Source organism: Rhizobium rhizogenes NBRC 13257 (genome assembly GCF_000696095.1).
In the GTDB taxonomy this organism is placed as follows: domain Bacteria; phylum Pseudomonadota; class Alphaproteobacteria; order Rhizobiales; family Rhizobiaceae; genus Rhizobium; species Rhizobium rhizogenes.
Genome location: NZ_BAYX01000019.1, coordinates 22,622 through 46,122 on the forward strand (window position 1 = coordinate 22,622; position 23,501 = coordinate 46,122).

General features: G+C 58.4%; 21 protein-coding genes and 1 pseudogene. 9 read left to right on the forward strand and 13 right to left on the reverse strand.

What is annotated here, in order from left to right; translation table 11 throughout:
• Positions 1-124: 124 nt before the first annotated feature.
• From RRH01S_RS28565 to RRH01S_RS28580, 4 genes are all read right to left on the reverse strand, one after another.
• The gene (locus RRH01S_RS28565; protein WP_042476178.1) at positions 125-3,295 is read right to left on the reverse strand and encodes an efflux RND transporter permease subunit; all 3,171 of its coding nucleotides are present in this window, start codon (positions 3,293-3,295) and stop codon (positions 125-127) included.
• Positions 3,292-4,734: an efflux RND transporter periplasmic adaptor subunit gene (locus tag RRH01S_RS28570; protein WP_234711773.1), complete on the reverse strand. Its 1,443-nt coding sequence runs from the start codon at positions 4,732-4,734 to the stop codon at positions 3,292-3,294. The genes RRH01S_RS28565 and RRH01S_RS28570 overlap by 4 nt, the downstream gene beginning before the upstream one ends.
• A complete protein-coding gene (locus RRH01S_RS28575) occupies positions 4,731-5,150 on the reverse strand; it encodes a FixH family protein (RefSeq protein WP_174010468.1) in 420 nt (139 codons plus the stop codon). Before RRH01S_RS28575 ends, RRH01S_RS28570 begins: the two co-directional genes overlap by 4 nt.
• A gap of 114 nt (positions 5,151-5,264) precedes the next feature.
• Positions 5,265-5,546 (reverse strand): hypothetical protein, encoded by a 282-nt coding sequence (locus RRH01S_RS28580; RefSeq protein WP_234711774.1) that lies wholly within the window; start codon positions 5,544-5,546, stop codon positions 5,265-5,267.
• A gap of 802 nt (positions 5,547-6,348) precedes the next feature.
• Here RRH01S_RS28580 and RRH01S_RS33725 point away from each other — a divergent pair.
• From RRH01S_RS33725 to RRH01S_RS28595, 3 genes and pseudogenes are all read left to right on the forward strand, one after another.
• A pseudogene (locus RRH01S_RS33725) lies at positions 6,349-7,037 on the forward strand (tyrosine-type recombinase/integrase).
• A gap of 123 nt (positions 7,038-7,160) precedes the next feature.
• Positions 7,161-8,279 (forward strand): serine hydrolase domain-containing protein, encoded by a 1,119-nt coding sequence (locus RRH01S_RS28590; protein WP_052365336.1) that lies wholly within the window; start codon positions 7,161-7,163, stop codon positions 8,277-8,279.
• Positions 8,280-8,521: 242 nt separating this feature from the next.
• Positions 8,522-9,439: a recombinase family protein gene (locus RRH01S_RS28595; protein ID WP_042476187.1), complete on the forward strand. Its 918-nt coding sequence runs from the start codon at positions 8,522-8,524 to the stop codon at positions 9,437-9,439.
• Positions 9,440-9,610: 171 nt separating this feature from the next.
• On the opposite strand, the gene RRH01S_RS28600 is transcribed toward RRH01S_RS28595, so the two are convergent.
• Both RRH01S_RS28600 and RRH01S_RS28605 read right to left on the reverse strand, forming a co-directional pair.
• On the reverse strand, positions 9,611-10,249 hold the full coding sequence (locus RRH01S_RS28600; protein ID WP_042476190.1) for a TetR family transcriptional regulator: 639 nt from the start codon (positions 10,247-10,249) through the stop codon (positions 9,611-9,613).
• 22 nt (positions 10,250-10,271) lie between these two features.
• Complete coding sequence (locus RRH01S_RS28605; protein WP_042476192.1) at positions 10,272-11,798, reverse strand: FAD-dependent oxidoreductase; 1,527 nt, start codon at positions 11,796-11,798, stop codon at positions 10,272-10,274.
• Positions 11,799-12,190: 392 nt separating this feature from the next.
• On the opposite strand from RRH01S_RS28605, the gene RRH01S_RS28610 reads away from it, so the two are divergent.
• The 4 genes from RRH01S_RS28610 to RRH01S_RS28625 all read left to right on the forward strand — a co-directional run bounded on the left by RRH01S_RS28610 (position 12,191) and on the right by RRH01S_RS28625 (position 15,298).
• On the forward strand, positions 12,191-12,448 hold the full coding sequence (locus RRH01S_RS28610; RefSeq protein ID WP_042476197.1) for a type II toxin-antitoxin system VapB family antitoxin: 258 nt from the start codon (positions 12,191-12,193) through the stop codon (positions 12,446-12,448).
• The gene (locus RRH01S_RS28615; RefSeq protein WP_042476200.1) at positions 12,445-12,849 is read left to right on the forward strand and encodes a type II toxin-antitoxin system VapC family toxin; all 405 of its coding nucleotides are present in this window, start codon (positions 12,445-12,447) and stop codon (positions 12,847-12,849) included. Before RRH01S_RS28610 ends, RRH01S_RS28615 begins: the two co-directional genes overlap by 4 nt.
• On the forward strand, positions 12,846-14,012 hold the full coding sequence (locus RRH01S_RS28620; protein WP_042476203.1) for a site-specific integrase: 1,167 nt from the start codon (positions 12,846-12,848) through the stop codon (positions 14,010-14,012). The genes RRH01S_RS28615 and RRH01S_RS28620 overlap by 4 nt, the downstream gene beginning before the upstream one ends.
• 164 nt (positions 14,013-14,176) lie before the next feature.
• Positions 14,177-15,298 carry a Fic family protein gene (locus tag RRH01S_RS28625; protein ID WP_042476206.1) on the forward strand — a complete coding sequence of 374 codons (1,122 nt, stop codon included), beginning with the start codon at positions 14,177-14,179 and terminating at the stop codon, positions 15,296-15,298.
• 259 nt (positions 15,299-15,557) lie between these two features.
• On the opposite strand, the gene RRH01S_RS28630 is transcribed toward RRH01S_RS28625, so the two are convergent.
• The 3 genes from RRH01S_RS28630 to RRH01S_RS28640 all read right to left on the reverse strand — a co-directional run bounded on the left by RRH01S_RS28630 (position 15,558) and on the right by RRH01S_RS28640 (position 17,993).
• Positions 15,558-15,980, reverse strand: coding sequence for a DUF4168 domain-containing protein (locus RRH01S_RS28630; RefSeq protein ID WP_042476208.1), 423 nt, complete (start codon positions 15,978-15,980; stop codon positions 15,558-15,560).
• A gap of 713 nt (positions 15,981-16,693) precedes the next feature.
• Positions 16,694-17,464, reverse strand: a complete 771-nt coding sequence (locus RRH01S_RS28635) for a hypothetical protein (RefSeq protein ID WP_042476210.1) — start codon at positions 17,462-17,464, stop codon at positions 16,694-16,696.
• A gap of 292 nt (positions 17,465-17,756) precedes the next feature.
• Entirely contained in the window at positions 17,757-17,993 is a 237-nt protein-coding gene (locus RRH01S_RS28640) for a hypothetical protein (RefSeq protein WP_042476230.1), read from the reverse strand.
• 511 nt (positions 17,994-18,504) lie between these two features.
• Here RRH01S_RS28640 and RRH01S_RS28645 point away from each other — a divergent pair.
• Positions 18,505-18,825, forward strand: coding sequence for a DUF4143 domain-containing protein (locus RRH01S_RS28645; protein ID WP_234711775.1), 321 nt, complete (start codon positions 18,505-18,507; stop codon positions 18,823-18,825).
• Positions 18,826-19,091: 266 nt separating this feature from the next.
• Here the strand turns inward: RRH01S_RS28645 and RRH01S_RS28650 are convergent, their stop codons facing one another.
• Positions 19,092-20,069: a 3'-5' exonuclease gene (locus RRH01S_RS28650; RefSeq protein WP_042476214.1), complete on the reverse strand. Its 978-nt coding sequence runs from the start codon at positions 20,067-20,069 to the stop codon at positions 19,092-19,094.
• A 488-nt stretch (positions 20,070-20,557) separates the two neighbouring features.
• Between RRH01S_RS28650 and RRH01S_RS28655 the strand changes: the two genes are divergently transcribed.
• Positions 20,558-21,214 carry an IS6 family transposase gene (locus RRH01S_RS28655; protein WP_374188773.1) on the forward strand — a complete coding sequence of 219 codons (657 nt, stop codon included), beginning with the start codon at positions 20,558-20,560 and terminating at the stop codon, positions 21,212-21,214.
• Positions 21,215-21,410: 196 nt separating this feature from the next.
• On the opposite strand, the gene RRH01S_RS28660 is transcribed toward RRH01S_RS28655, so the two are convergent.
• From RRH01S_RS28660 to RRH01S_RS34965, 3 genes are all read right to left on the reverse strand, one after another.
• On the reverse strand, positions 21,411-21,887 hold the full coding sequence (locus RRH01S_RS28660; RefSeq protein WP_034522198.1) for a helix-turn-helix domain-containing protein: 477 nt from the start codon (positions 21,885-21,887) through the stop codon (positions 21,411-21,413).
• A 767-nt stretch (positions 21,888-22,654) separates the two neighbouring features.
• Entirely contained in the window at positions 22,655-23,014 is a 360-nt protein-coding gene (locus RRH01S_RS34960) for a transposase (RefSeq protein ID WP_234711777.1), read from the reverse strand.
• Entirely contained in the window at positions 22,959-23,462 is a 504-nt protein-coding gene (locus RRH01S_RS34965) for an IS5 family transposase (RefSeq protein WP_234711778.1), read from the reverse strand. The genes RRH01S_RS34960 and RRH01S_RS34965 overlap by 56 nt, the downstream gene beginning before the upstream one ends.
• Positions 23,463-23,501 lie beyond the last annotated feature (39 nt).

Below are 23,501 nucleotides of genomic sequence, written 5' to 3' on the forward strand. Positions count from 1 at the left end.
ACAGAGATTTGATCAGCGCTGCGATCACGAGGACGACCACGACGAGCGCGAGAAGACCCGCGAGGCCCGTACCCCACATCATGGTGCCGCCCATCATACCGTTCATCGTCGCATCCTCCTTTCATTACTCGGCCGCCTGGAGGCCGTCTTCGCTATCTTCGACGGGCGCATCGGACAGCGATGCCGACGGCAGTTGCCACCCCTTGACCAACCCGTAGACCGCCGGGATGACGATCAGCGTCAGAAGCGTCGACGACACCATGCCGCCGATCATCGGCACGGCGATGCGCTGCATGATCTCCGATCCCGTGCCGGTTCGCCACAGGATCGGCACGAGACCAGCCATAATGGCGACGACCGTCATCATCTTCGGCCGCACGCGCTCGACCGCGCCAACCATGATTGCCTTGTTGAGATCAAGCCTGGTGAACGGACGCCCTTCCGCCGCGCATCTCTCTCGCTGTTCCTTCATCGCGTGGTCGAGATAGATCAGCATGATCACCCCTGTCTCCGCGGCGACACCGGCAAGCGCGATGAATCCGACGGTGACGGCAACCGAGGCGTTGAAGCCCAGCCACCACATCAGCCAGATGCCGCCGACGAGCGCGAACGGCAGGGACAGCATGACGATCAGGGTTTCCGTCAGCCTCTTGAAGTTCAGGTAGAGCAGCAGGAAGATCAGCGCCAGCGTCAAGGGGACGACGATCGCGAGCCGCGCCTCGGCCCGTTCGAGATATTCGAACTGGCCGCTCCAGGCGACGGAATAACCTGGCGGCATCTTCACGCTCTTCGCGACGGCCTGCTGCGCTTCGCTGACATAGCCGCCCAGGTCCCGGTTGGCGATGTCAACGTAGATGTAGACAGCGAGCTGGCCGTTCTCAGTGCGGATGGTCGTGGCCCCGCGGGTCAGCTTGACGTCCGCCACCTCGCCAAGCGGAACGGTGCCGCCTCCTGGAAGGGAAATCTGCACATCCCTGGCAATGGATTGCGGATCACTTCGCGACGATCGCGGATATCGGATGGCGACTCCGTAGCGTTCCCGACCTTCGACGGTCGAAGTGACGACCTCGGAGCCGAGCGCCATGCCGACCACGTCTTGGACGTCCTTGATCGTCAGCCCATAGCGCCCGAGTGCTGTTCGATCGGGAACGATGTCCAGATAATAGCCGCCGATCACCCGTTCCGCATAGGCGCTCGACGTTCCGGGAACCGTCTTCAGCACGCCCTCAATTTGGCGGGCAATCTTCTCCATCTCGCCGAGATCGGTGCCGTAGACCTTGACGCCGACGGGCGTTCTGATCCCGGTCGATAGCATGTCGATGCGGGCGCGGATCGGCATCGTCCAGGCGTTGGAGACGCCCGGAAACTGCAAGGCGGCGTCCATTTCCTGCTTCAGGCTGTCGGTCGTCACGCCAGGCCGCCACTCGGATTTGGGCTTCAACGTGATGATCGTTTCGAACATCTCCGTCGGCGCCGGGTCGGTGGCGGTCAGCGCGCGTCCTGCCTTGCCGAAGACGCTTTGGACTTCCGGGAAGGACTTGATGATCCGATCCTGCGTCTGCATCAATTCCGCCGCCTTGGTGACGGAGATGCCGGGCAGGGTCGTGGGCATGTACATCAGCGTGCCCTCATCGAGATTGGGCATGAACTCGCTGCCGATATGCTGGACCGGCCATACGGTCACCGCCAGGATCGCGATAGCGGCCAAGATCGTCAGTGATTTCGCCTTCAGGACGCCGGCGATGACCGGACGGTAGATCCAGATGAGAAATCTGTTCAACGGGTTCTTGTGTTCCGGAACGATGTATCCCCGAACGAAGAGGATCATCAGGGCGGGCACCAGCGTCACCGACAGTAGCGCCGCCGCCGCCATCGAGAAAGTCTTGGTGAAGGCGAGCGGGCCGAACAGACGGCCCTCCTGGGATTCCAGCGTGAAAATCGGCAGGAACGACACGGTGATGATCAGCAGGCTGAAGAAGAGCGCTGGGCCGACCTCGGTTGCCGCTTCGACCAGGATGTCGATGCGCGGCTTGTCGGGCGGTGCCCGTTCCAGATGCTTGTGGGCGTTCTCGATCATAACGATCGCTGCGTCGATCATTGCCCCGATGGCGATGGCGATACCGCCGAGGCTCATAATGTTCGCACCAATCCCGAGCAGCTTCATGGCTATGAAGGCAATCAGTATGCCCACAGGAAGCATGATGATGGCAACGAGCGCGCTGCGGACGTGCAGAAGGAAGGCGATGGTCACCAGGGCGACGACGATGGATTCCTCGACCAGCGTGCCTTTCAGCGTTTCGATCGCCGCCTCGATCAGCGTCGAGCGGTCGTAGACGGGAACGATCTCGGTACCGGCAGGAAGACTGCTCTTGACCTGATCCAGGCTCTTCTTGGCGTTGTCGATGACCGTCAGCGCGTTGGCACCGAACCGTTGCAGCACAATGCCGCTTGTGACCTCGCCGTCGCCGTTCAGTTCGGTGATACCGCGCCGTTCGTCCGGCACGAGCTCCACCCTGGCGACATCGCTCAGCTTGAGCGGCACGCCGTTCTGGCTTTTCAGGACGATGCTCTCGATGTCGGGGATGCCTTTCAGATAGCCGCGCCCGCGCACCATGAACTCGAACTCCGACAGTTCGACGGTACGGCCGCCGACGTCCGTGTTGCTGGCCCTCACCGCATTGGTGACGTCGTTGAGCGTGACGCCCTGCGCCTTCAGCCGGGCCGGATCGACAACGATCGAATACTGCTTGACGAAGCCGCCGACGCTCGCGACTTCCGACACGCCTTCGGACTTCGAGACGGCAAAGCGGACGACCCAGTCCTGCAGCGACCGCAATTCCGCGAGCGACAGTTGCTTGGCGACGACCGCATACTGATAGACCCAGCCGACGCCCGTTGCATCGGGGCCGAGCGTCGGCGTGACGCCCTGCGGAAGACGGCTCTGCGCGGCGTTCAGGTATTCCAGCACGCGGCTCCGCGCCCAATAGGGATCGGTGCCATCGTCGAAGATGACGTAGACGAAGGAGACACCGAAGAAGGAGAAGCCGCGCACGACCTTCGACTTCGGCACAGTGAGCATCGAGGTGGTTAGCGGATACGTCACCTGGTCCTCGACCACCTGCGGGGCTTGGCCGGGATATTCAGTATAAACGATGACCTGGATGTCGGAGAGATCGGGAATGGCATCGAGCGGCAGGGACCGCAGCGCGTAGACACCACCGGCGACGGCAAGTGCCGCGCCGACGAAGATCAGCACCAAGTTATGGGCCGACCACGAGATGAGGCGGGAGATCATGGTTTGGCCTCCTCGGTCATGGCGCTCAGCGCCGAGTTCAGGTTGCTTTCGGCATCGAGCAGGAAGTTGGCGGCAACCACCACCTGATCGCCGGCGGCGATGCCTTTGGTGATTTCCGTCTGATCCTGGCCGCGAACCCCGAGCTTGACGTCCTTCGGCTCGAACTGCCCGTCGCCCTTGTCGATGAAGACGACCTGACGGTCGCCCGTATCGATGATGGCGCTGTTCGGGACGGCGACGACCGGATCCGGCGCGCCTGCCTCAATGCCGACGTCGGCATACATGTTGGCCAAAAGCACCCCGTCCGGATTGGGCAGTTCGATGCGGACCTTGGTCGTCCGCGTCTGCATGTCGACCTGTGGATAGATCAGGTCGATTACGCCCTTGAATGTTTTGCCGGGAAGGCTGCGAACAGTGACGTTGACTTCGGCCCCGTTGCGGACCGAGGCGAGATCGTATTCCGGCACGTCGGCGATCACCCAGACGTTGGAGATATCGGCGATGCGGAACAGCACGTCGCCGGGCTTGGCCATCATGCCGGTCGTCGCCATGCGTTCGAGGACGACGCCGTCGCGGGGGGCGACATAGCTGATGCTCGGCGGCACCTGACGGGTATTTGCAATATTGTCGATGACCTCCTGCGGTACGCCGAGGTTCTTCAGCCGCAGCGCCGATCCGGCATCGCCGTTGCCACGCGTATCGCTCCTGCCGGCGGCATATTCCGACGCCGCAGTGGCGATCTCCCTTGAATAGAAGCGGAAGAGTTTCTCGCTCTTGCTGATGTGGTCGCCCGTCGTGACGTTGGCGACGTCGTCGACGAAGGAGTCCGTTCGCATCGAGATGAGGCTGACAAGACGCTCGTCCAAGCTGACGGTGCCCGGCACCTGGATTTTCCGGCTGATGCTTGCCATCTCGGCGGTCGCCGTCTTCACGCCCGTGCGCTGCAGCTTGCCGAGCGACACCTTGACCGTCGAGGCGTCGCCTTGATCACCCTCGTAGACCGGGATGTAGTCCATGCCCATCGAGTCCTTCTTCGGCACCTTCGAAGTGTCGGGCAGGCCCATCGGGTTGCGGTAGTAAAGCAGCTTTCCCTTCGCCGGGGCGGCGGACGACGATGTCATGGCCGTTTCCATTTCCACCGGCCTTGGTGTTGCGGCGTCGGCGAAGCTTAGATCCTCACTCGCATGCACGGCAACGAACGGCCGGCTATCCTCGGCATTCTTCGGCGTCGCCGAGAATTGCGGAAGGCCGTCCGGATGACGGTAGTAGATGATCGCTCCGGTCGGAGCCGGCTTTGAAGCCGCGGGCGTGGCGAGCGCCGCTTCGACGACATGAAGGCCGAACCGTGCGCCAAGATTGTTCGTGCCAGCCCAATAGCCTCCCCCGCCGAGCAATATGGCGAGGGAGAGCGTGGCTGCCACACGCGATGGCGTGTTCACGGAGCCGCCTTCAGGACAAGTTCGCCCTGGACGGTGTCCGGCTCGCCCTGGACCTTAGCGGCAAGCTTGAAGCGCCAGCCGCCCGCCATGGTGAAGTCGGTCTTGAAGGCGTAGACGCCGGGTTCCGTCGAGGTTGCCGCCTCCACCGGGGTGGTCATCATCTCCATGCCCTCCGGCGCCATGTCCATGCGGGTGGTGAAGATGACGGCGTCGGCGACGGGCTTGCCTGTCCGCTTGTCGACCAGGCGGATGGAGACCAGTGATCCCTGACCTTGTTTCACGTCGGTCGAGACAGGCTGGAATTCGTAGTCCTGGGAGGCTGCAAGGGTCACGGTGGCGGAGCCGGCAACCAGCACGCCGGCGAGGAGCATCGCTCCTGCTGAAAAGGAAGTGTTGTTCATGATTTCCGATCTCATCGGGACGGATCTCCTTGATCGCGTCCTCGGGTCAAGTTTGATGGCCATCGGATCAGCGCAGACGCAGTCAAGCGCGTGGCGCGAACCTTAGGCATGTTCAAAAATGGCTTGAGATCAGGCTTTCGGAGGTCTGATCGGCGGAGCGACCAGAACCGATGCCAACTGCGCGTGCCGCATCAGGTTGAAACGGTGAGATGTCCAGGGGACATTGACGGACCAGCTATGGCCGCTCGGCATCTGCGCAAAAATAGCTGACGCGCAGATTAGCGCCAGGGGGCAGTTCTTGCCACAATCGGACTTCTGAGATTGCTGCTCCGGACAGCCGGGCATTGCCTGCGGCATGTCCATGTTCATGCCCGGCATTTCGCCCATTGCCGTGCCCCCCGAAGACGCCATCGCAATTTCCGCCATTCCAATGCTCACGGGACCAAGGACGATCCCGAGCATTGCGAAGACGCAAAGCAGACGTTGAATGGCGGCGACGAATTTCATAACTATAATCATGGCATGCGGTTTACAATAACGGAAGCGGGCTCACGGAGATGTGTATCTTTGCTGTGTCTTTCATCAATATCGTCACTCGGACCCATGTTACTGCCAACAGGACAGCATCTTGGTTTGCCGAGTCTGAAGACTGATCTGTGCCAATCAGTTTTCCGATCCGTCTAGTTGTCGCTCTCAGTTCCGAAATCCGAACGCCAAGATTTCATGCACTGGTTGGGTTTAGCCGTCACCATCGGCCTCGGTTTCAGCCATTGATTTTACTTTCGGATTAGAATTGCAAAAGCAGTCGAGAGCCTTGGATGATGGCGAATGTCTGTGGGGCGGTGGTTACTTGTGCGACGCATCGCACGCAAGGTGAATTGTGTTTTCGTATTTTCGTCGATAGGCCGAAACCCTACCCGTCGCGCGTTTTGGCGCTTGGGTGACGTATCCGATTTTCAACTAAGTGCTGCAATTGCAATCGGTAACTGAAATCGAGAGCAGTGCCCCCAAAATCAGCCCCTTTTACGGCGAGATTTCCAGATTTTCTACTCATTAACCATATGAATTAACGCTATTCTTTGTTCTATTTGAACCAAAATATCTAATTATTTCCGTTATGCATACAGCATTTAGATGCGAGTCATGCTATCGATAAGTATCAAGTATCGATAGTGATGGTTTTGGGACCGAAAATCCGGTAAAGTCGGGGCAAATCACAGCCCGCGAGCCGCTCACGCCAAAGCCCAAAGCCTTCCCCTCTCCTGTTGATCCGGTGCATCGCCGCGCCGAAGAACTCGATGCGCTCGATGCCATCCTACCTTTTGATCGCCGCGACCAGTTGGCCGCACTGCTGACGGACGACGAAGTCGCCACCTTAAAACATCTGGAGCAGCAAGGCATGGGCGACAACACCTTGCGGGCGCTGGCCTCCGACCTCGGCTATCTCGAGGCCTGGTGCGAGTTCGCGACCGGCGCTCCCCTCTCCTGCCGTGTCTGACCATCAATCTCGGTCGCACCAAGACGACGACAGCTGAAGACAAGGCGCATGCCATTCTGATCGGCCGTCCGGTCGAGGCCTTAAAACAATGGATTGAGGAAGCAGAAATCGAGACCGGGGCCATCTTCCGTCGTATCGACCAGTGGGGCAATATCGATCGGCGGGCACTGACACCGCAATCGGTCAATTTGATCCTGAAGGCGCGTTGCAAGCATGCTGGTCTCGATCCGGAGCTATTTTCAGCGCACGGGCTGCGATCGGGCTACCTTACCGAGGCGGCCAACCGCAGTATCCCCCTGCAAGAGGCCATGCAGCAATCACTGCATAAGTCGGTGACGCAGGCGGCAAGCTATTACAACAACGCCGAGCGCAAGCAGGGGCAGGCGGCACGATTGATCGTGTGAGCCTTAGCATCGACGATTACTTGTAGTTCTACACGACACTATCGGCGCTGCGCTCCCTTGCGGAACAAAGCAGAACATGGCGTTCTGTGCCTGCTTATTCGGAAGCACAGGAGGATGGTTGCTATGAAGACGCAGATCGACGCGGTTATCGAGAGGGCCATCATGGCCGGCAAAATCGTCGGCACCGTCGTGATCGTCATCAAAGACGGAGAGACCGTCTATAGCCGCGCTGCTGGTTATGCTGATCGCGAAATCGGAAAACCCACTGAAACGCGGACCATCTTCCGCCTCGCTTCTGTGACTAAACCGCTCGTCGCAGTGACGGCACTGGCTCTTGTCGACAAGGGCAGGCTGTCGCTTAGCGACCTCGCACGAGATTATCTCCCCTATTTTCGGCCGAAACGGCCGGACGGGGAAGTCGCGGATATCACCATCCACCACCTTCTGACGCATACGGCAGGTTTGAGTTATGGCGCAGATCCGAAAACCACACCACCAGAGCAGATGTTCAATGCCGGCCTTTCCGACACAGATCTCGATTTCGAGGTGAACTTCAGCCGACTGTCTTCCTTTCCGCTTTTGGCCATACCGGGCACGCTTTGGTCTTACTCGATCGCCATCGATGTCCTTGGAGCCGTTATCGCCCAGATCGAAGCTTGCAGCCTGGATGAAGCGGTGCGTCGTCATGTGACCGAGCCGCTAGGGATGAACGACACCGGTTTCTCGGTCAGTGATCCGGAGCGGCTTGCCACACCCTATTCCGATGCCCGTCCGGCAGCCGTCAGAATGGGTGATCGTCATCTGGTTCCGGATAATGACGGCAACCTGCTGACGTTTGCACCGACCCGGCTGTTCAACCCAAAAGCCTTCCAGTCCGGTGGTGCTGGCATGGTGGGCACTGCCCCGGACTTAATTGCCCTTCTCGAAGCAGTTCGTCGCGGCGGCGCACCCGTCTTGAAAGGCGAAACGGCAAAAGCAGCGCTTTTCAACCAGATCGGCGACATCCCACGCCCAGGCAAGCCAGGGCAAGGATTCTCGTTCTTGGGCGCAGTGATTCAGGATCCGGTTTTGGCAGAGGTTCCGATGTCTAAGGGATCGATAACGTGGGGAGGAGTTTATGGGCACAATTGGTTTATCGATCCCGTGGAAGGGATTTCCGCCGCGATCATGTCCAACACGGCGGTCGAAGGCTGCTTAGGCACCTATCCGCGAGATATCGCTCGGTCGATCTACGACGCTTGACGCCTGTTGCGAGAAAGAGTGCAGCGGCTTTGCTAGAACGATGCGGCCCCATGGTTGTTGTGACGCAATACGAATCTCACCCTATTTGTCGCCGCGCATTCGGCAGTCGCATTGTGCCAGCCCACATCCTCGTCAGAAACCGCGCTCTGTTGCCCCAATTCTTGTTTAGATACGCCTGCAAAGGGTCATTTTCTCACGCATTCCTTATCTGTACAAAGCACCTGAAAACGCGCGAGAAAACCATGGCAAAACGGCAAGTCGTCAATCCATCGCCGGCCCCCAAACGTCTTATCGGCTATGCACGCGTCTCGACCGACGATCAGGTCCATGACGCGCAGATGGACGAGTTGCGCGCCGCCGGCTGCGAGCGGATTTTCCAAGAGCACGGATCTGGTGCATCACGTGCCCGACCAGTTCTGACACGACTGCTCGGCGAGCTCGCTGCCGGCGACGTTCTGGTCGTTGTCCGGCTGGATCGCCTCGCCCGGTCTGTCAGCCATCTGCTACAGGTGATCGAGGACCTTGAAGACCGTGGCATCCATTTCAGGTCGATCCGCGATCCGATCGATACGTCGACGCCGCAAGGCATGTTTTCTCTCCAGGTCCTTGGTGCCGTCGCGCAGCTCGAACGAGCGCTGATCTCTGAGCGAACCAAGGCAGGCATTAAGGCGGCAAAAGCCCGCGGCAAGCTGCCAGGCAATCCTGGCCTTCGGGAGAGGCGACCGGAAGCGATCAAGGCAGTGTCGAGGGCCCGGGAAAAAATCTATCTCGATGAGCTGATCTCCTCCGCGCAAACTTGGCTTCCGACCGTTCGGCAACTTCGCCCAAAACATAGCTGGGACAATGTCGTGCGGGTCCTCAATCGCCGAGGCCATGACTGGACGGTGGAAAGGCTACGTCGCGCCGTGCATCGCATGGTCCGCGAAAAGCTGGCAGATCCCGAGCTATTGGTTCGCTCTCCGCGCCGCGTGCCAGAAGATCACCTGATGAAGCTCGTCGCGGCGATCGCAATTGCCGATCCCGGCCTGTCGCTGCGCGACATTGCCAGCCAGCTTGATCAGATGGGAGAGCGACCGGCGCGCGGCGGACGCAAATGGCAGCCATCGTCCGTTCGTAACCTGCTGGACGAGGCGCATCGGTTCGGCCTCATCCGTCATTGAGGGCACGGAGCATCTACCTCCCGATTGCGCGATTTCTCACAGCGTCCAGTTTTCAGGTAACGATAAAACTAGAACCGGTCTGAAAATGCCACCGGTGCTAAACAACAAGCAGAGGATCGATTATGTCCGCTCCGTTTATCTGCTCTGTCGTCGAACATGAGTGGCGCATGCTCAATGCCCTCCCGACCTTAAGAGCAAGCCATTCAATACTGTCTCGGCATGCTGGGTGGCCAGCATGTCGAGGTTGGGGGCATGCAGGCTGTCCGATCCGAACACCTCCTGGAATAGCACGCCCAGCACCATGGGCCCCACGATCGATATGGCGAACAACCCTGGATCGCCCGCGCGCACTTCTCCCCGGTCCTGTGCGGCTGAGACCAGCTCCGTCAATCGTCCGAGGATGCGAGCCACGACCTCGTCGTGCCAGATCCGCGCCAGATCGGGAAAAGCCCGGCTTTCCGCAAGAACCATGCGCACGATACCAGGGACGCGCCCGTCACCCATCCGGCCGGCCGCCCGTTTCAGCAGCACTGGCACTAGATCCACGATGGAGCCATTGAACGCGGCCGAACTCTGTTCGACCGCCTCCAGATTGGCTGTCAGCGCCTCACGCGCCGTGGCGCGAAACAAGTCTTCCTTGGTCTCGAAATAGAGATACAGCGTCCCCTTGGCGACGCCCGCGCGTTTGGCGACGTCGGTCAGCTTAGCGCCGGCGAAGCCGTGTTCAACGAACACGTCCATGGCGGCGTTGATGATCTCCGCCGGACGGGCATCTTTCCGGCGGCGCCTCTTAGCTGTCGTGTCTGTCATGTGCTTTTTCTAACTTGGGAGCCTAAGCCTTCAGGATAATACCCCGATCAAGCAGGTACTTGTCGAGTGTGGCCGCCGATTGCTGAGGGTCTGCGATGGCCACGTAGGTATCGGGGCGTAGCAGATAGGCCGCGTTGTGCGCCAGCCTCGCCTTTTTGTGCTCTGGCTGCCAGCTGAAGACGTGAAGCGGAATGCCCTTGTCTTGGCACCAACTGCTAAGATCGGCCTGGGCTTCGCCATACACATGCACCTGCCAGCCGATCGCCGTCAGTGGCGCGAAGTTATCGGCACCTGCAGCAGGCGCCCATGGCAGGCGATCACCGCCCTGCACGCTGCCAGCCTTGCCCGCGCTGAGTGGACTGTCGTCATAGCTGAGGGTCGTCTGGGAGACGATCCGGAACATATACTCGCGCACATTTTCGCTGCGATAGGCGACACTGATAAAAGTCGGTGCGATGCGCGTTCGCACGAACTCCGCAAAGCCGCCTTCGGCGGTTGCGAAGGTGAACAGCTTGTCGGTGGTTTCGACGAGCTTGCGAGCGAACGCCTGGCGCTCCGCCGCATAACTGTCGAGCAGGCTGTCGGGCGCCTGACCCTTGACCACGGCCGTGAGCTTCCAAGCCAGATTGATAGCGTCGAGGATCCCAGTGTTCATTCCCTGGCCACCGGCCGGGCTGTGGACATGGGCGGCGTCGCCTAGCAGAAACACCCGCCCGCGTCGGAACTGGTCCGTGACGCGGTGGTGGACGCGGTACGTCGAGAACCAGTTGACCTTGTCCACCGTGACATTGAGGCCTCGAATGGCCTCTTGGCCCACATCTTCGAAGCTCAGGGTTTCGGGGTGTTCGGCGCGCTCACCGCGCACGGTTCCGATCAAACGGTACTGGTTAGTCTCGCCGTAAGGCATGACCAGCACAAAATCAGACTTATCCAGAGCCACATGGGCCTCGCCCGCAGGGTTCACACCGCTTGCCACAACGTCCGCGACGTAAAACAGCTGCTTATAGGTACCGCCCTCGAACCCACCGCCGATCTGGTGGCGGACGGGGGAGCGTGCCCCGTCGCAGCCAGCGAGGTAGGCAGCCGAAAAGGTTTCTTCATCCCCATCACGATGCCTCAGGATAGCGGTGACCTGGTCGCCCTTGTCTTCAAACGACAGCAATTCGGTCTGGCGCTCGACCTCGATCCCGAGGGCGCTAAGCCGCTCGACCAGCAGCCGTTCATGCCGGTCTTGGGGAAACACCAACACGAACGGGTAAGGCGAGATCTCTTCGCCCGCGTCAGCCAACTGGACCTGCGCCTGCCGCTTACCGCGAGCCCACATGTTCATTGCCGGGGTCTTGTAGCCCGCCTTAACGACGGCATCCGCCATGTCGATCTGGCGGTAGAATTCCAAGGTACGAGCCTGGACAGCCATGGCACGCGAGGTTTCGCCCGGGCCGCTGCTTTTATCGATGATCCGAATTTTAAGGCCCTGCTTCGTGAGCCAGAGCGCCAGGGCCAGGCCGGTCGGGCCCGCCCCGACGATGAGAACGTCTGTGGTTGTCATAGTTTTCTCCTTTTAATGACTTTTAGGTCATTAAAAGGTCAGTCCAGCCAAAAGTCAATGTCGCAGGTCAGCGCCAGATGCTGCCCGACTGCGGGAAGTTAGGCATTTCCGGCGGACTAAGCAGATTCCAACGATCTCGGCAGGCAAAAAGTGTTATGGATGCGAAGAAATGGAGTCCGCTTGTTAAGGCCGTTCGACACCAGTAAAGTCGTGGCCAAATAGCCCGCGAGCCGCCCATTCTAGAGCCCAAACCGCTGCCCTCCCCACCGATCCAGTGCTGCGCCGCTCGGATGAGTTATTTAGGTATCGATAGTTAGCCATCTGCTAGGGCTTTTCTTGCCATCTCGGGCCGGAATCGCTATATTTGACCGGATCTCGATAGAGGAAAGCCGATGTCTGAAACACAACTCTCCGTCCGCAGCACAAAGGCGAGAGACCTGGCCCATGCGATGGCGCGCCGCACCGGGCAGCCAATCAATAAGCTCGTCGAGCAGGCGCTCGAGCGCTACGATCTGGAACTGCGCCAACAGTCTGCTCGGGCGCCGATCGATGTCCTATCGGACTTGATGGCCGAGGGCCGGCGTGCTGTGCCGACCGGTACGACATCTGCGCATGACGATTTCTACGACGCATATGGTTTGCCACGATGATCGCTGTCGATACGTCGGTCATTCTGGCGATGGCCTTGGGAGAGCCGGAGGCCGAACGGTTCATATCATTGGTGGGTCGGGAGGCACTTGCAATCGGCTGGCCGACCCTGCTTGAGGCTCGAATGGTGCTGACAGGAAGAGGATTTCCAAATGCTTCGGACATCGTTGATCAGTTTATCCGGCTTCCAAACGTAACCGCGATTGCTTTCGACGAAAAGCATTATCGTGAAGCGGAACGAGCGTTCGATCGCTTCGGTAAAGGTCGCCATCCAGCCGCACTCAATATGGGCGACTGCTTTTCCTACGCTGTTGCCGCGGTCGCCAAGGCGCCGCTCCTGTTCAAGGGCCAGGATTTCGGCAGGACCGATGTGAAATGCCATCCCGCGTCGGCAAGCCAATGACACGCAAAGCCATCACCCAACCCGTCCCTGCCGATCCAGTGCAGCGTCGTGCCGAAGAACTCGATGCGATCCTTCCCTTCGACCGCCGCGACCAGCTGGCAACGCTGCTAACTGACGATGATGTCGCTACACTCAAGCATCTGGCAAACCAAGGCATGGGCGCCAATACGCTCAGGGCGCTTGCCTCCGATCTTGGCTACCTCGAGACCTGGTGCCGGCTTTCCACCGGCGCTCCCCTCCCCTGGCCTGCGCCCGAAAGCCTATTGCTCAAATTCGTCGCCCATCACCTCTGGGATCCGGCCGCGCGCGCCGAGGATTCGAGCCACGGCATGCCGGCACAGGTCGAGGACAGCTTGCGCGCCCAAGGGCTGCTCAGGGTCGACGGACCGCATGCACCCGACACAGTGCGCCGTCGCCTAACCTCCTGGTCGATCCTGACGCGCTGGCGCGGTTTAACCGGTGCGTTTTCGGCGCCGTCGCTGAAGACGGCGCTCAGGCTGGCCGTTCGCGCCGCGCCGCGGCAACGTCGCCGCAAGAGTAAAAAGGCGGTGACCGGCGATGTCCTGGCGAAACTGCTGGCGACCTGTGCCGGCGATCGTCTCGTCGATCGCCGCGATCGGGCGCTGCTGCTCCTCGCCTTCGCCTCCGGCGGTCGACGGCGGTCGGAAGTAGCCGGGTTGCGGGTCGAGGACCTGGTCGACGACGAGCCAGTACGCGCTGATCCCGCCGACGCAAACTCCCCTCCCCTGCCCTGCCTGACGATCCATCTTGGCCGCACGAAGACGACCACGGCCGATGACGATGAACAGGTGGTACTGATCGGCCGGTCGGTGATCGCCTTGAAGCAATGGCTGGCGCAGGCCAGGATCGAAACCGGACCGCTCTTCCGGCGCATCGACCAATGGGGCAATATCGATCGGCAGGCGTTGACACCGCAATCGGTCAACTTCATCCTCAAGGCACGCGTCAAGCAGGCTGGCCTAGACCCGGAGGCGTTTTCGGCGCACGGGCTCCGATCGGGATATCTCACTGAGGCGGCCAATCGTGGCGTCCCTCTGCCCGAGGCGATGCAGCAGTCCCTGCACAGGTCAGTGACGCAAGCGGCGCGCTATTACAACAATGCCGAACGGAAGAACGGACGCGCAGCGCGACTTGTCATTTGAACGATTTGGTGGCCAATGCGTCGATGCTGGACGATCATTTAGATCGGAGGGCAGATTTTTGCGGCCGCTCGCATGACGGGCCCCAACCGCCATGAGCAATAGATGATGTTGCTATAACTCACAAATATTGCGATAGTGAGTTATAGAAGGGATGCCTATAACTCATGAAATGGAACTGGACACAGCGAGGCTGGCCGCAATTCACCTATGATGCGGCCGCACTCGAGCCGCTCGAACGCCGATTTCTTCTGTCATCGGGGGAAGTAATCGGCGCTGTCCGCCATATCAGTGACGAGGAACGTAATCTACTGCGGATCGAGCTTTTAAGCGACGAAGCGGTGAAGACCTCGGAGATTGAGGGCGAGATGCTTGATCGATTGAGCGTGCAATCCTCACTGCGCCGGCAATTCGGCCTCGATGCCGACAACCGGCCAATAAAGCCGCAAGAGCGCGGAATCGCGGAAATGATGGTCGATGTGTACGATTCCTGGTCGGTCCCGCTCAATCACGAAACACTGTTTCGTTGGCACGACATGCTGATGACTGGAAACCGCCATATTGGAACGATCGGCGGATATCGGACCCATGACGATGCCATGCAGATTGTGTCCGGCCGCCTCGATCGTCCAACCGTCCACTATGAGGCCCCGCCATCGAGGCAGGTGCCAGCGGAAATGGCGGCTTATACGGAGTGGTTCAATAGATCGGCGCCGAAGGGTGAAATCCCCCTGCCCGCGCTGACACGGGCTGGCATAGGCCATCTGTATTTCGAAAGCATTCATCCGTTTGAGGATGGCAATGGTAGGCTTGGCCGAGCACTTACGGAAAAATCGCTTGCGCAAAATATAGGGCACCCAAGCCTGATTGCGCTTGCCTATACAATCGAGCATGGCCGCAAAGCCTACTACGACCAGCTCGAACGCCATCAGCGCACGCTCGATATCACCGAGTGGCTGGTTTACTTCGGCGAGACCATCCTTGAGGCGCAACAGACGACCCTGATGCGTGTGGCCTTCTACATCAGCAAGGCGCAATTCTACGATCGGTTCCGCGGCCAATTCAACGAGCGGCAGGAAAAGGCCGTTGCGCGCATGTTCCGCGAGGGCCCGACGGGCTTTAAGGGCGGGTTGAGCGCTGAGAATTATATTGCGATCACGCGGACCTCGCGAGCGACGGCTACGCGTGATCTTCATGATTTGGTGGAGAAAGGTGCGCTCACGCGCTCTGGTGAGCGTCGGCACACACGCTATGTGCTGAACCTGTGGGAGATTAATGGGACGGAATAACCACTATAGCTGGAATGCTGGGATAATGTCGTGCGAGTCCTCAGCTGATCAGATGCCGGCAGACCTTAAACGCGCTTGCCAATCCCATAGTGATAGTCGCGTGGCTTGCGAAGTCTGACGGCCAATTCACGTTCACGGTCTGTAATCGTTTCGCCTTTCGACCGTTGTGATGAAGCTTCCCGGATCTGTGCCGCGCCAAGATTGGGCACTCGGCGCGGCCGCGGTGGGTGATCAATTTGCCTGGCGATCGTTGTGTCGATTACTGCTGCGCAGGCGCGGATTTCTGAAGCTTGTCCTGAAGTTTCTTAACGAGCACCGGATCGTTCTGTGCAGCCGTTAGAATAGCCTTGTATTCGTCCACTGACATGCCCGGAGACGTCTGAACAGCCTGTACCATCTGTTTGCTTGCCTCGGTCTGTAGCTGTTGCTTCGCGGTCGGATCCGATGTTGCGCCGATCTTGGCCGAGTATTCCTGCCTGATTTTGTCCACCTGGAGATATGCGACCGTAAAAGCCTCGAGTTTTTGATCGCTCACGGTCGCAGCCGTACGATTGCTATCTGGTTGTCCTTGGGTAGGTTGCTTCTCCTGCGTTGCTTGCTGTGCGGACGCAGGACTGTTGAGAAACATCAAGCTCAAGACTGCAGCGGCAAACGGTGCGGCAGGGATATAACGAGTGATCATCTGAATTCCTCTCTCGTAGCGTGGGGGAGAACACCTCTTTGATGGCGTTGAGCGAACGGCGGCATGTCGCATTGATGTAGCCGTCGCTTAGGGTTGAAGAACGATCCGGCGACAATGTGGCCGTCAAACGTTTTCTATGGGGCGATAGCGCGGCGACCTGTTGACGGCCAAGCGGCGGCTTTGTGGCTGTCGCCAGTTAATCCGATGCTTGTTATCGCGGCATCCCGCTGCACGCGGCGGCAAGGTTTAACGACAACACCGGTCATACGATGGGCCGGTCGGTGTGTGAATAAGCATGGTGAAATACCCCCTGTGGCGCCCGCAAAAACAAACGTTTAGCGCACGTATCGGCGCCGGAACCCGGTACCGCATCACAGGTTGGCCATTTGATGAAACTGACGCCGCTCAATCTCCCGTAGCCAACATATCAACGTAGGCATGCGATAAAGGCCGCATGATGCCGGCCGCCGCACAATGGCGTTCGGTCCTCATTGCTGAACCTGACCGCTATGACGACGACGCAAGGAATTGACCAATGTCAAAAGCCGCGATAGTTCCAAGCGCTACGATAGGCCAGAGAACAGCAAATGTGATCGCGTCTCCGCTATTTTCGTATGGTGTACCTTCGAGAACAGCGAGATGATGCCCACCTGATCAAGTTAGATGCTGCAAGTGAGTTTGCCGCCAAGCGGCAGTTTATTAGCCCTCCGACGTCATTCTCGCACGGTGATTTCGACAAACCCAGCACGGGAGCAGTTGCCCCAGATTCCGGCCATCGAAGTTGGGCTGCGGCGATTGAGCGTATACTCACATTTCGACGATTTCCCCGGCTTCAGAGCACTGGTTTCTTTCCAGGATAGCTGCTCGTTGCCAGCGACCCGTCCCTTGATCAGGGTAGTGGCGCCCGACTTATCCCAACTCAACGTGGCGTTAAAATTATTATGATCGATCGACATGAAATGATCTACGCGGAAAGATAGTATCCTTTTTCCGTTTCGGACCGATCCCGAAAAACCGTCTTTCAATCTTTCAATCAAAGCCGCATTTGCTGCTTCAGCTGTATCGGATGCTCTCGTTCCATTGGGAGGCTCCATGTTTGCGGCGAGTGCCGTTTTGAACATGGTTTCGGCGGCCCTGCAGATTTTGACAGGAATTTTCCCGTGGGGGAATAGAATCATCAGCCGTTTTTGCGCGTCTGACTCCACCGCCTTTCGCACATTTTCGGAAAACCCATAACGCGAACCATACTGGATGATGCCGACGTCGATGCGGTTCTCCCAATTGCTACGCGATCTTCCCCTTCGAGTGTCACATTTTTTGACGAGGACTGAATTTGCGACATAGTAACCAAGCTGGACAGCCGCGTCGACCGGGCCGCTTCCATTCAAATGGGGACTACTCTCGAATAGGTATGTGGCAGAAGTTTCCCCTGCATGCGCGACGACAGGCAGCTGAGAAAACAGGCAAGCCAGCAGAATGAACATTCTTAGCAAAAGAGCCCCCGATTTATGAATGGTAACGATCTTGCCTCTCTTGCCGATGGCCCGGTGCAGCTAACGCATAACCCGAAGCTGGGAAGATTGCCGTGACGGCCGGATCCGTCAATCGCGTGATTGAAATTGGAGAAATCAGGTGCATTAGGCGGCCGAGAGATTCGTCTGCACTTGGTGTAATCCAGTCGCCGAAGGTCCTGTCATAAATACGGCCCTTCCGTTTTGGACTCTCGATTGACTATCATCTTCCATCAACCGCAAACCGATTACCTGACTATGGCTTTCAACCACCGAACAAAAGCCGCTCGAACATGCCGTTTGGACTCTCGAAGAATAGATCTTTGAACAATTTTGAAACAACACGTGGGCGCAAACCAACGCTCTCGTCGATCAGCACTACCGAGAATTTTTTTATTTCGATGGTGATTGTGCGCGTATCGTCGCAGCGACGATACGTCTCCGAATCGAGCGAATTGAAGCCATTCTGTGTGGCCCATGCAGCGATAGCCTGCGCCGTCATGACGTGTCCTATTGCGGAGATGAAGACGGCGACCATGCACGTTCAAATCATTCCGCTACTCAGTGAATAGCTTGGGTGAATCAAAGAGATCCAGTGCCAAATTGACCAGGCCGTAAATTGTCTGAGGGCTGTTGCATGTTAGACTCACGTCTAAGGGCACGTGGCAGGCTTGCCGGCAATCCCGGGTGTGAATAAGCAGGGTGAAATAACCCCTGTCACGCCCGCAAAAACAAACGTTTAGCGCACGTATCGGCGCCGGAACCCGGCGCCGCATCACATAGGGTTTTGCCTACCCTACCCCTTTGGGCAGCCTATACCCTCGGCGATGGTGGTTGTATCGTTGGGCTGTTCACTACCCGGTGAACTTCTCTACGCCAGGCGTCCACGCCCCCAACCTGAAGACGCCTGGCGGCCCTCTTAGATCGCAAGCCGACGGGGCTTCTGACGGAGCTCGAGTTTCGATAATTTATCCTTGCAATTGTGGAGCTGCACTCCATAAATGCAAGGATGATTGAGCGCCGAATTACCGCTTGTGCGGCGCCTTGAGCCTTGGCATGCGAACGTTGGCAAACACCTGGTCAAGTCACCACGGGTCTACGTTCGTGACAGCGGCATCACGCATACCCTGCTCGGACTGACCACCCAGGAGGACCTGCTCGGTCACCCGGTGGTTGGCGCAAGCTGGGAAGGGTTCGTGATCGAGACGTTGATAGCCGCAGCACCGGCCGGAACCGAGAGCAATTTCTATCGGACGTCGGCGGGCGCGGAGATCGACCTACTTCTCATCCCGCCAGGCGTAGTCCTTGGGCTATCGAAATCAAGCGCAGCCTGACACCGAAACTTGAGAAAGGCTTCTATCTTGCCTGCGAGGATATCGATCCGGCGCGGCGGATTGTCGTCTATCCCAGACAAGAGGTTTTTCCGCTGAAGAACGGTATCGAAGCGATGCCCCCCGCCTCGCTAGGAAAAAGCCTGCTTGATCTCCTTTAGGAGAAATGGCTTTTGTGGAGAGCCATGACATCAGTCATTACGACGTCTGCGCCACACGTTTACGCATCGAAATAGATGCGTGGCGCTTTCTTAGATCCCCGAACATGCTTATGCCTTGAAGCGATCGAAAGCGGTCAGATGCTGGATGGGTGGGTCGGCCTCCTCCCAGCGGTAGATCTCCGAGCGTAGGTAATGCAGTTCGTCACGCAACGCGTCCTCGTCGATTTCGATCCACCAGGACTTCGGCCGGCCATCGCTGCCATCGGACCAGCGATATCCCCTGCCCTTCAGATGATCCTTCATCTCGAACGGACTATGCTCGGCAAAAATACGAACCCGTGACTGCCCGCTGGTGCGGACCAACTCCGCGAATGGCGTCTCTTCCTCCCCCACATTGCGGTCAAGAACCTCAAGCAGCGCGAAACAATCGTCGATGGCGCGATGGCCGTCATGAAAATAGCCGGCCTGCCCAATCAAATATCCAAGCTTGGTGCCCTCAAAGCCGCGGGCATTCCAGTCAATTTCAGAAACCGAGCAGGCCCAGGCTTTGGTGGCAAAGACATTTGAAAGCGCTTCACAGAACGGCCGATCGAAGCCGGCATTGTGCGCTATTACCAGATCCGCCGGCACCACCATTCTGCGGACCTGCTGCATGTCGATCATCTGACCCTCGACCATCTCATCGGTAATGCCGGTGAGCCGGGTGATTTCGGGAGGGATTGGCGTGCCCGGTTGTTGCAACCCGCCATAGACGCCGATGACATCGCCGATGTGGCCAAAATCATCGAATGTGAAAGCAACCAGACCGATTTCGATGATCTCATCATTGCGATGATTGAGACCGGTCGTCTCGGTATCGAGGATCACGCCAACCCGCTGGAACTCCGGACGCCTGCTGACTGCGATCTTCCTTGGTACAAGCTTGCGAAGAATGCGGTACTGGCCGCCATCCTCGAGTTTGCGCACCATCTCTTCGTCCGCGAGAGAGGCAGGCACTGGCAACGATCGGCTCTTCCGGGCAGGCGCTTCACGCGGTTGCAATCGTGCCTCAACCGGCTTCGCAAACATGTCGAGTTGAGGGTCCATGCGAGCTTTCGATGATTGATGATCAGGCTTTAGAATAGAAAACAGTCAAACACCGGGCAACACACAATGCAGCTTTTGCACCGTTGCAGGTAGATGCTCCCATCATTTAGAGCTGTTGTGCGGCCAAGGCGGTGAGCAGCGATGGGCATATGCCACCGAAGTAAAGAAGTTGATCGGCGAGACCAGTACGCTTCAGGCGTTTTGCCTTCACTAAGCCTTGGGCTCGCCAGGCATGAGTGCAAGCAACATCGGCCCAGGGGAGGACTCGCCCTTTTCGGCCCGTCGCGTCAGATCACATAAATAATCGCCGCCCGAAATGATATCGTCTTTTTACGGCTCACAACCAGAGAGCCAAAAGGACTCCAATAGTCCCTGTCAACCTTCATAAGGGCGATGTCACGTTGTCTGCAGCTTAACGGTTGAGGGATAATTGGGCGAGGATGAGCTCGACGACGATCAGTTACAAGAATCACCGCTTTTCACCGTAGATCATCGCCCATGCGGTGTGGCTGTATTTCCGGTTTCCGTTGAGCCTACGGTTGGTCGAGGAAATGCTGTTGGAGCGGGGCGTTGTCGTATCGTACGAAACGATCCGGCGATGGGGCTTCAAATTCGGGGCGGCTTACGCCAAGCAGTTGCGCAGAAAGAAGCCGTCGCAAAAGGATATCTGGCATTTGGACGAGGTCCTGATTTCCATCGGTGGCCGAAAACATTGGCTTTGGCGCGCGGTTGACCAGGACGGCTACGTTCTCGACGAGATCGTCCAGGCTCGCCGCGATACCAAGGCTGCCAAGCGATTGCTGGTCGGACTGTTAAAGAAGCAAGGCGTGTCGCCGAAGCGCATCGTCAGCGACAAACAGCGCTCATACGGAGCGGCAAGACGCAATGTCATGCCCGGCGTCGAACATCGATCCCACAAGGGCCTGAACAATCGCGCGGAAAATTCTCACGCACCACTTCGGAAACGAGAACGGATGATGCAGGGATTTCGATCCGTCGGCGGCTTGCAACGTTTCATCTCGGTCTTTTCAGCAATCAGAAATCTTTTCGTCCCGGCGCACCAGAAACACTCAGCCCTCGCCACCCACATTCATCGCATCTGCGCAATGGCGCATTGGAAAGCCGTGACCGGCGCAACTGCGTAAGTTCATCGGCAAACACCTTGACGGGGATTAAGCGAACAACGTGACATCGCCGGTGCCGTCCTTGCCATGCAGGTCGACTGCAGCCTTGATTGCTTCGGCATCGCTCAGGGATTCCCAGCCGTCGACAATGGTGTAGTCAGTGCTCATGCTCGTCTCCTTCGGTTTGATGGGTTGTTTCCGCATCTGCAGGTGCCCCCTACCCTGCAGTCTCTTCGTCATCGCCGGTCAGGACCTGGATCAGGGCAAAGGTTCGGGTTCTGAGCCGCGGCGGAAGCCGCAGGATCTCTTCGACGAAGCGCCGACCTTCGCTTGTTGCCAGGTAAGCGATACGCTCATCGATCTCAGGCAAGCCGCCATTCACCAGTTCTGATCCAGCCTGCGGCAGACCATCGTAGAAGCGGGAGATCGGAACGTTCAGGCAGTTGGCGATCTCGTAGAGCACCGAGGCGCTCATGCGGTTCTTGCCGCTCTCGTATTTCTGGATCTGCTGATAGCTCAAATCCACCTTATGGCCGAGCTCTGTCTGCGACAGGTTGGAATGGATCCGGATGATCCGAAGTTGCTGGCCGACATGGCGGTCGATCGGGTGGATCGAGGGGGTGTCGATATCCCTGCCCGCTGAGCGCGGGAAGTGGGAGTGTTTGACGAAGGCTTCTGCTGCTCGATCATCCATCGATGTCATCCCCGCATTCAAGAGTTTCATGCGGTGCGCCCCCGATGAAAAATCTCGCTCAACCTGACTGATCGGGGAGTTGGAAACCGTACGAGACGGCCCTATGGCCTTTAGTTCGGAGAACCTGGACATACGCCACAGGCTCCCCGACCTGAAGGTCAAGGAGTGCGATGTCGTTCGGCCGACATCAACCGCTCGTAGGGGTTTCCACGCCCCAGGGCAGCGCGTACTGCCCCGCGCAATTTATAGCCAGTTCCTTCTTGTTTGCCAATAGGATGGTTGGCGACTCAGTGGCTGTAACGGCATTTTGATTTCAGGCAGGAGTAGGGTCATATATTGGGTATGACAAAGCAGACGACGCAGAGAGTTTCAGGCAAGGGCGATAAAGCCTCTTCGGGTGCGTACAAGAGTGCCGGAACGCTTTCCGATGGCGTTGTTATTCTCACCCCAAAAAGCAAACCCACACACTTTACCTCCCGAGAGATCAAGACGACGATCGAAAAGGTAAGGCGTGATGCTTCAACGGGCCGTTTTCTTGATGTCACGGACCTCAAGAAATAAATGGCAGGCGAAAATCGACCGTGTTGCACGGATCAGATCGGAACCAGTATTTAGCCTTTGAGCAAATGATCAGCTGACACGCTCGTAGTTTGCCCGTCCGAAGTCGGACATGCGGTTCAGCGCGTTGGCGGCGATGTGCGTTTCGGTGGTCTGGCTTTCGATGCTTCTGGCGTGCAGGCGATCGCCGATGACCGACTACCAGCGCCTTATCTGAGTTTCGATCCGGATCTCTGATTGTAGCCGGTCGCGGCCTGCCAGGCCATCCGGCCGTGTTTGGCGATATGCTGGTTCCGCTGCCAATTGCCGCCGGGAACAGCGTTCTTCGGAGGCGGGACGACGACATCGTATCCGAAAGCGGCCGCCAGGCAATCTGAAACGCCAGAGCCATCATAGGCGCCGTCTGCCAGAAACCAAGCTACCGGTGCATCGACACGCTTGAGAAGACTTGGAAGCGCGGTCTCGTCGCCAACGTGCTCGGTCGTCAGTTCCGATGCGAGAATGTCTCCGCTGTCAGGATCGAGGACAAGGTGCAGCCTTTCGCCAGGTCTTACGAGCGCCTTTGGCACCGTGCTTGTGACCGTTCCAGCCAACCTCGCTGTGAACCTTCAGTCCTGTGCTGTCCACAATCAGAGTGATCGGCTTGTCGGGCGCACGGCTCTTTTGCGCCGCCTTCAAGCCCATGCCGCGCCGAGAAAGGGTCGAGAAATCCGGCACCGGCAGGGCCAACCCCATCAGCTTTGCAATCGACCGCATGAAGCCTTGGGTCTGGCGCAGCGGCAGGCTGAACGCAACTCGCAGGGTCAGGCAGATCTCGATCGCAAGATCGGAATACCTGCGCTGTCCGCCTGGCGTCTGGCGCCGTGCCGCCATCCATTCTTGCGCGACATCCTCCGAAACCCAGATCGTCAGATCATCTCGACGGCGAAGGCTCTCATTATACGCCGGCCAGTTCGTAACCCGGTACCGCCCCTTCTGGAATTTGCCATGACGGCTATCGTGAAATTTGTAGGGCATCGGACCGGCTCACAGTGTAGAAAAATTCGGCAATAGCTC

Coding starts and splice junctions, on each gene's coding strand:
- RRH01S_RS28615 (WP_042476200.1), top strand. CDS start 12,445: ATGATCGCTGTCGATACGTCGGTCATTCTGGCGATGGCCTTGGGAGAG.
- RRH01S_RS28630 (WP_042476208.1), bottom strand. CDS start 15,980: ATGATCACTCGTTATATCCCTGCCGCACCGTTTGCCGCTGCAGTCTTG.
- RRH01S_RS28635 (WP_042476210.1), bottom strand. CDS start 17,464: ATGTTCATTCTGCTGGCTTGCCTGTTTTCTCAGCTGCCTGTCGTCGCG.
- RRH01S_RS28605 (WP_042476192.1), bottom strand. CDS start 11,798: ATGACAACCACAGACGTTCTCATCGTCGGGGCGGGCCCGACCGGCCTG.
- RRH01S_RS28620 (WP_042476203.1), top strand. CDS start 12,846: ATGACACGCAAAGCCATCACCCAACCCGTCCCTGCCGATCCAGTGCAG.
- RRH01S_RS28600 (WP_042476190.1), bottom strand. CDS start 10,249: ATGACAGACACGACAGCTAAGAGGCGCCGCCGGAAAGATGCCCGTCCG.
- RRH01S_RS28590 (WP_052365336.1), top strand. CDS start 7,161: ATGAAGACGCAGATCGACGCGGTTATCGAGAGGGCCATCATGGCCGGC.
- RRH01S_RS28625 (WP_042476206.1), top strand. CDS start 14,177: ATGAAATGGAACTGGACACAGCGAGGCTGGCCGCAATTCACCTATGAT.
- RRH01S_RS34965 (WP_234711778.1), bottom strand. CDS start 23,462: ATGCCCTACAAATTTCACGATAGCCGTCATGGCAAATTCCAGAAGGGG.
- RRH01S_RS28565 (WP_042476178.1), bottom strand. CDS start 3,295: ATGATCTCCCGCCTCATCTCGTGGTCGGCCCATAACTTGGTGCTGATC.
- RRH01S_RS28610 (WP_042476197.1), top strand. CDS start 12,191: ATGTCTGAAACACAACTCTCCGTCCGCAGCACAAAGGCGAGAGACCTG.
- RRH01S_RS28595 (WP_042476187.1), top strand. CDS start 8,522: ATGGCAAAACGGCAAGTCGTCAATCCATCGCCGGCCCCCAAACGTCTT.
- RRH01S_RS28575 (WP_174010468.1), bottom strand. CDS start 5,150: ATGAGATCGGAAATCATGAACAACACTTCCTTTTCAGCAGGAGCGATG.
- RRH01S_RS28580 (WP_234711774.1), bottom strand. CDS start 5,546: ATGGCGTCTTCGGGGGGCACGGCAATGGGCGAAATGCCGGGCATGAAC.
- RRH01S_RS28650 (WP_042476214.1), bottom strand. CDS start 20,069: ATGGACCCTCAACTCGACATGTTTGCGAAGCCGGTTGAGGCACGATTG.
- RRH01S_RS28640 (WP_042476230.1), bottom strand. CDS start 17,993: ATGACGGCGCAGGCTATCGCTGCATGGGCCACACAGAATGGCTTCAAT.
- RRH01S_RS28660 (WP_034522198.1), bottom strand. CDS start 21,887: ATGGATGATCGAGCAGCAGAAGCCTTCGTCAAACACTCCCACTTCCCG.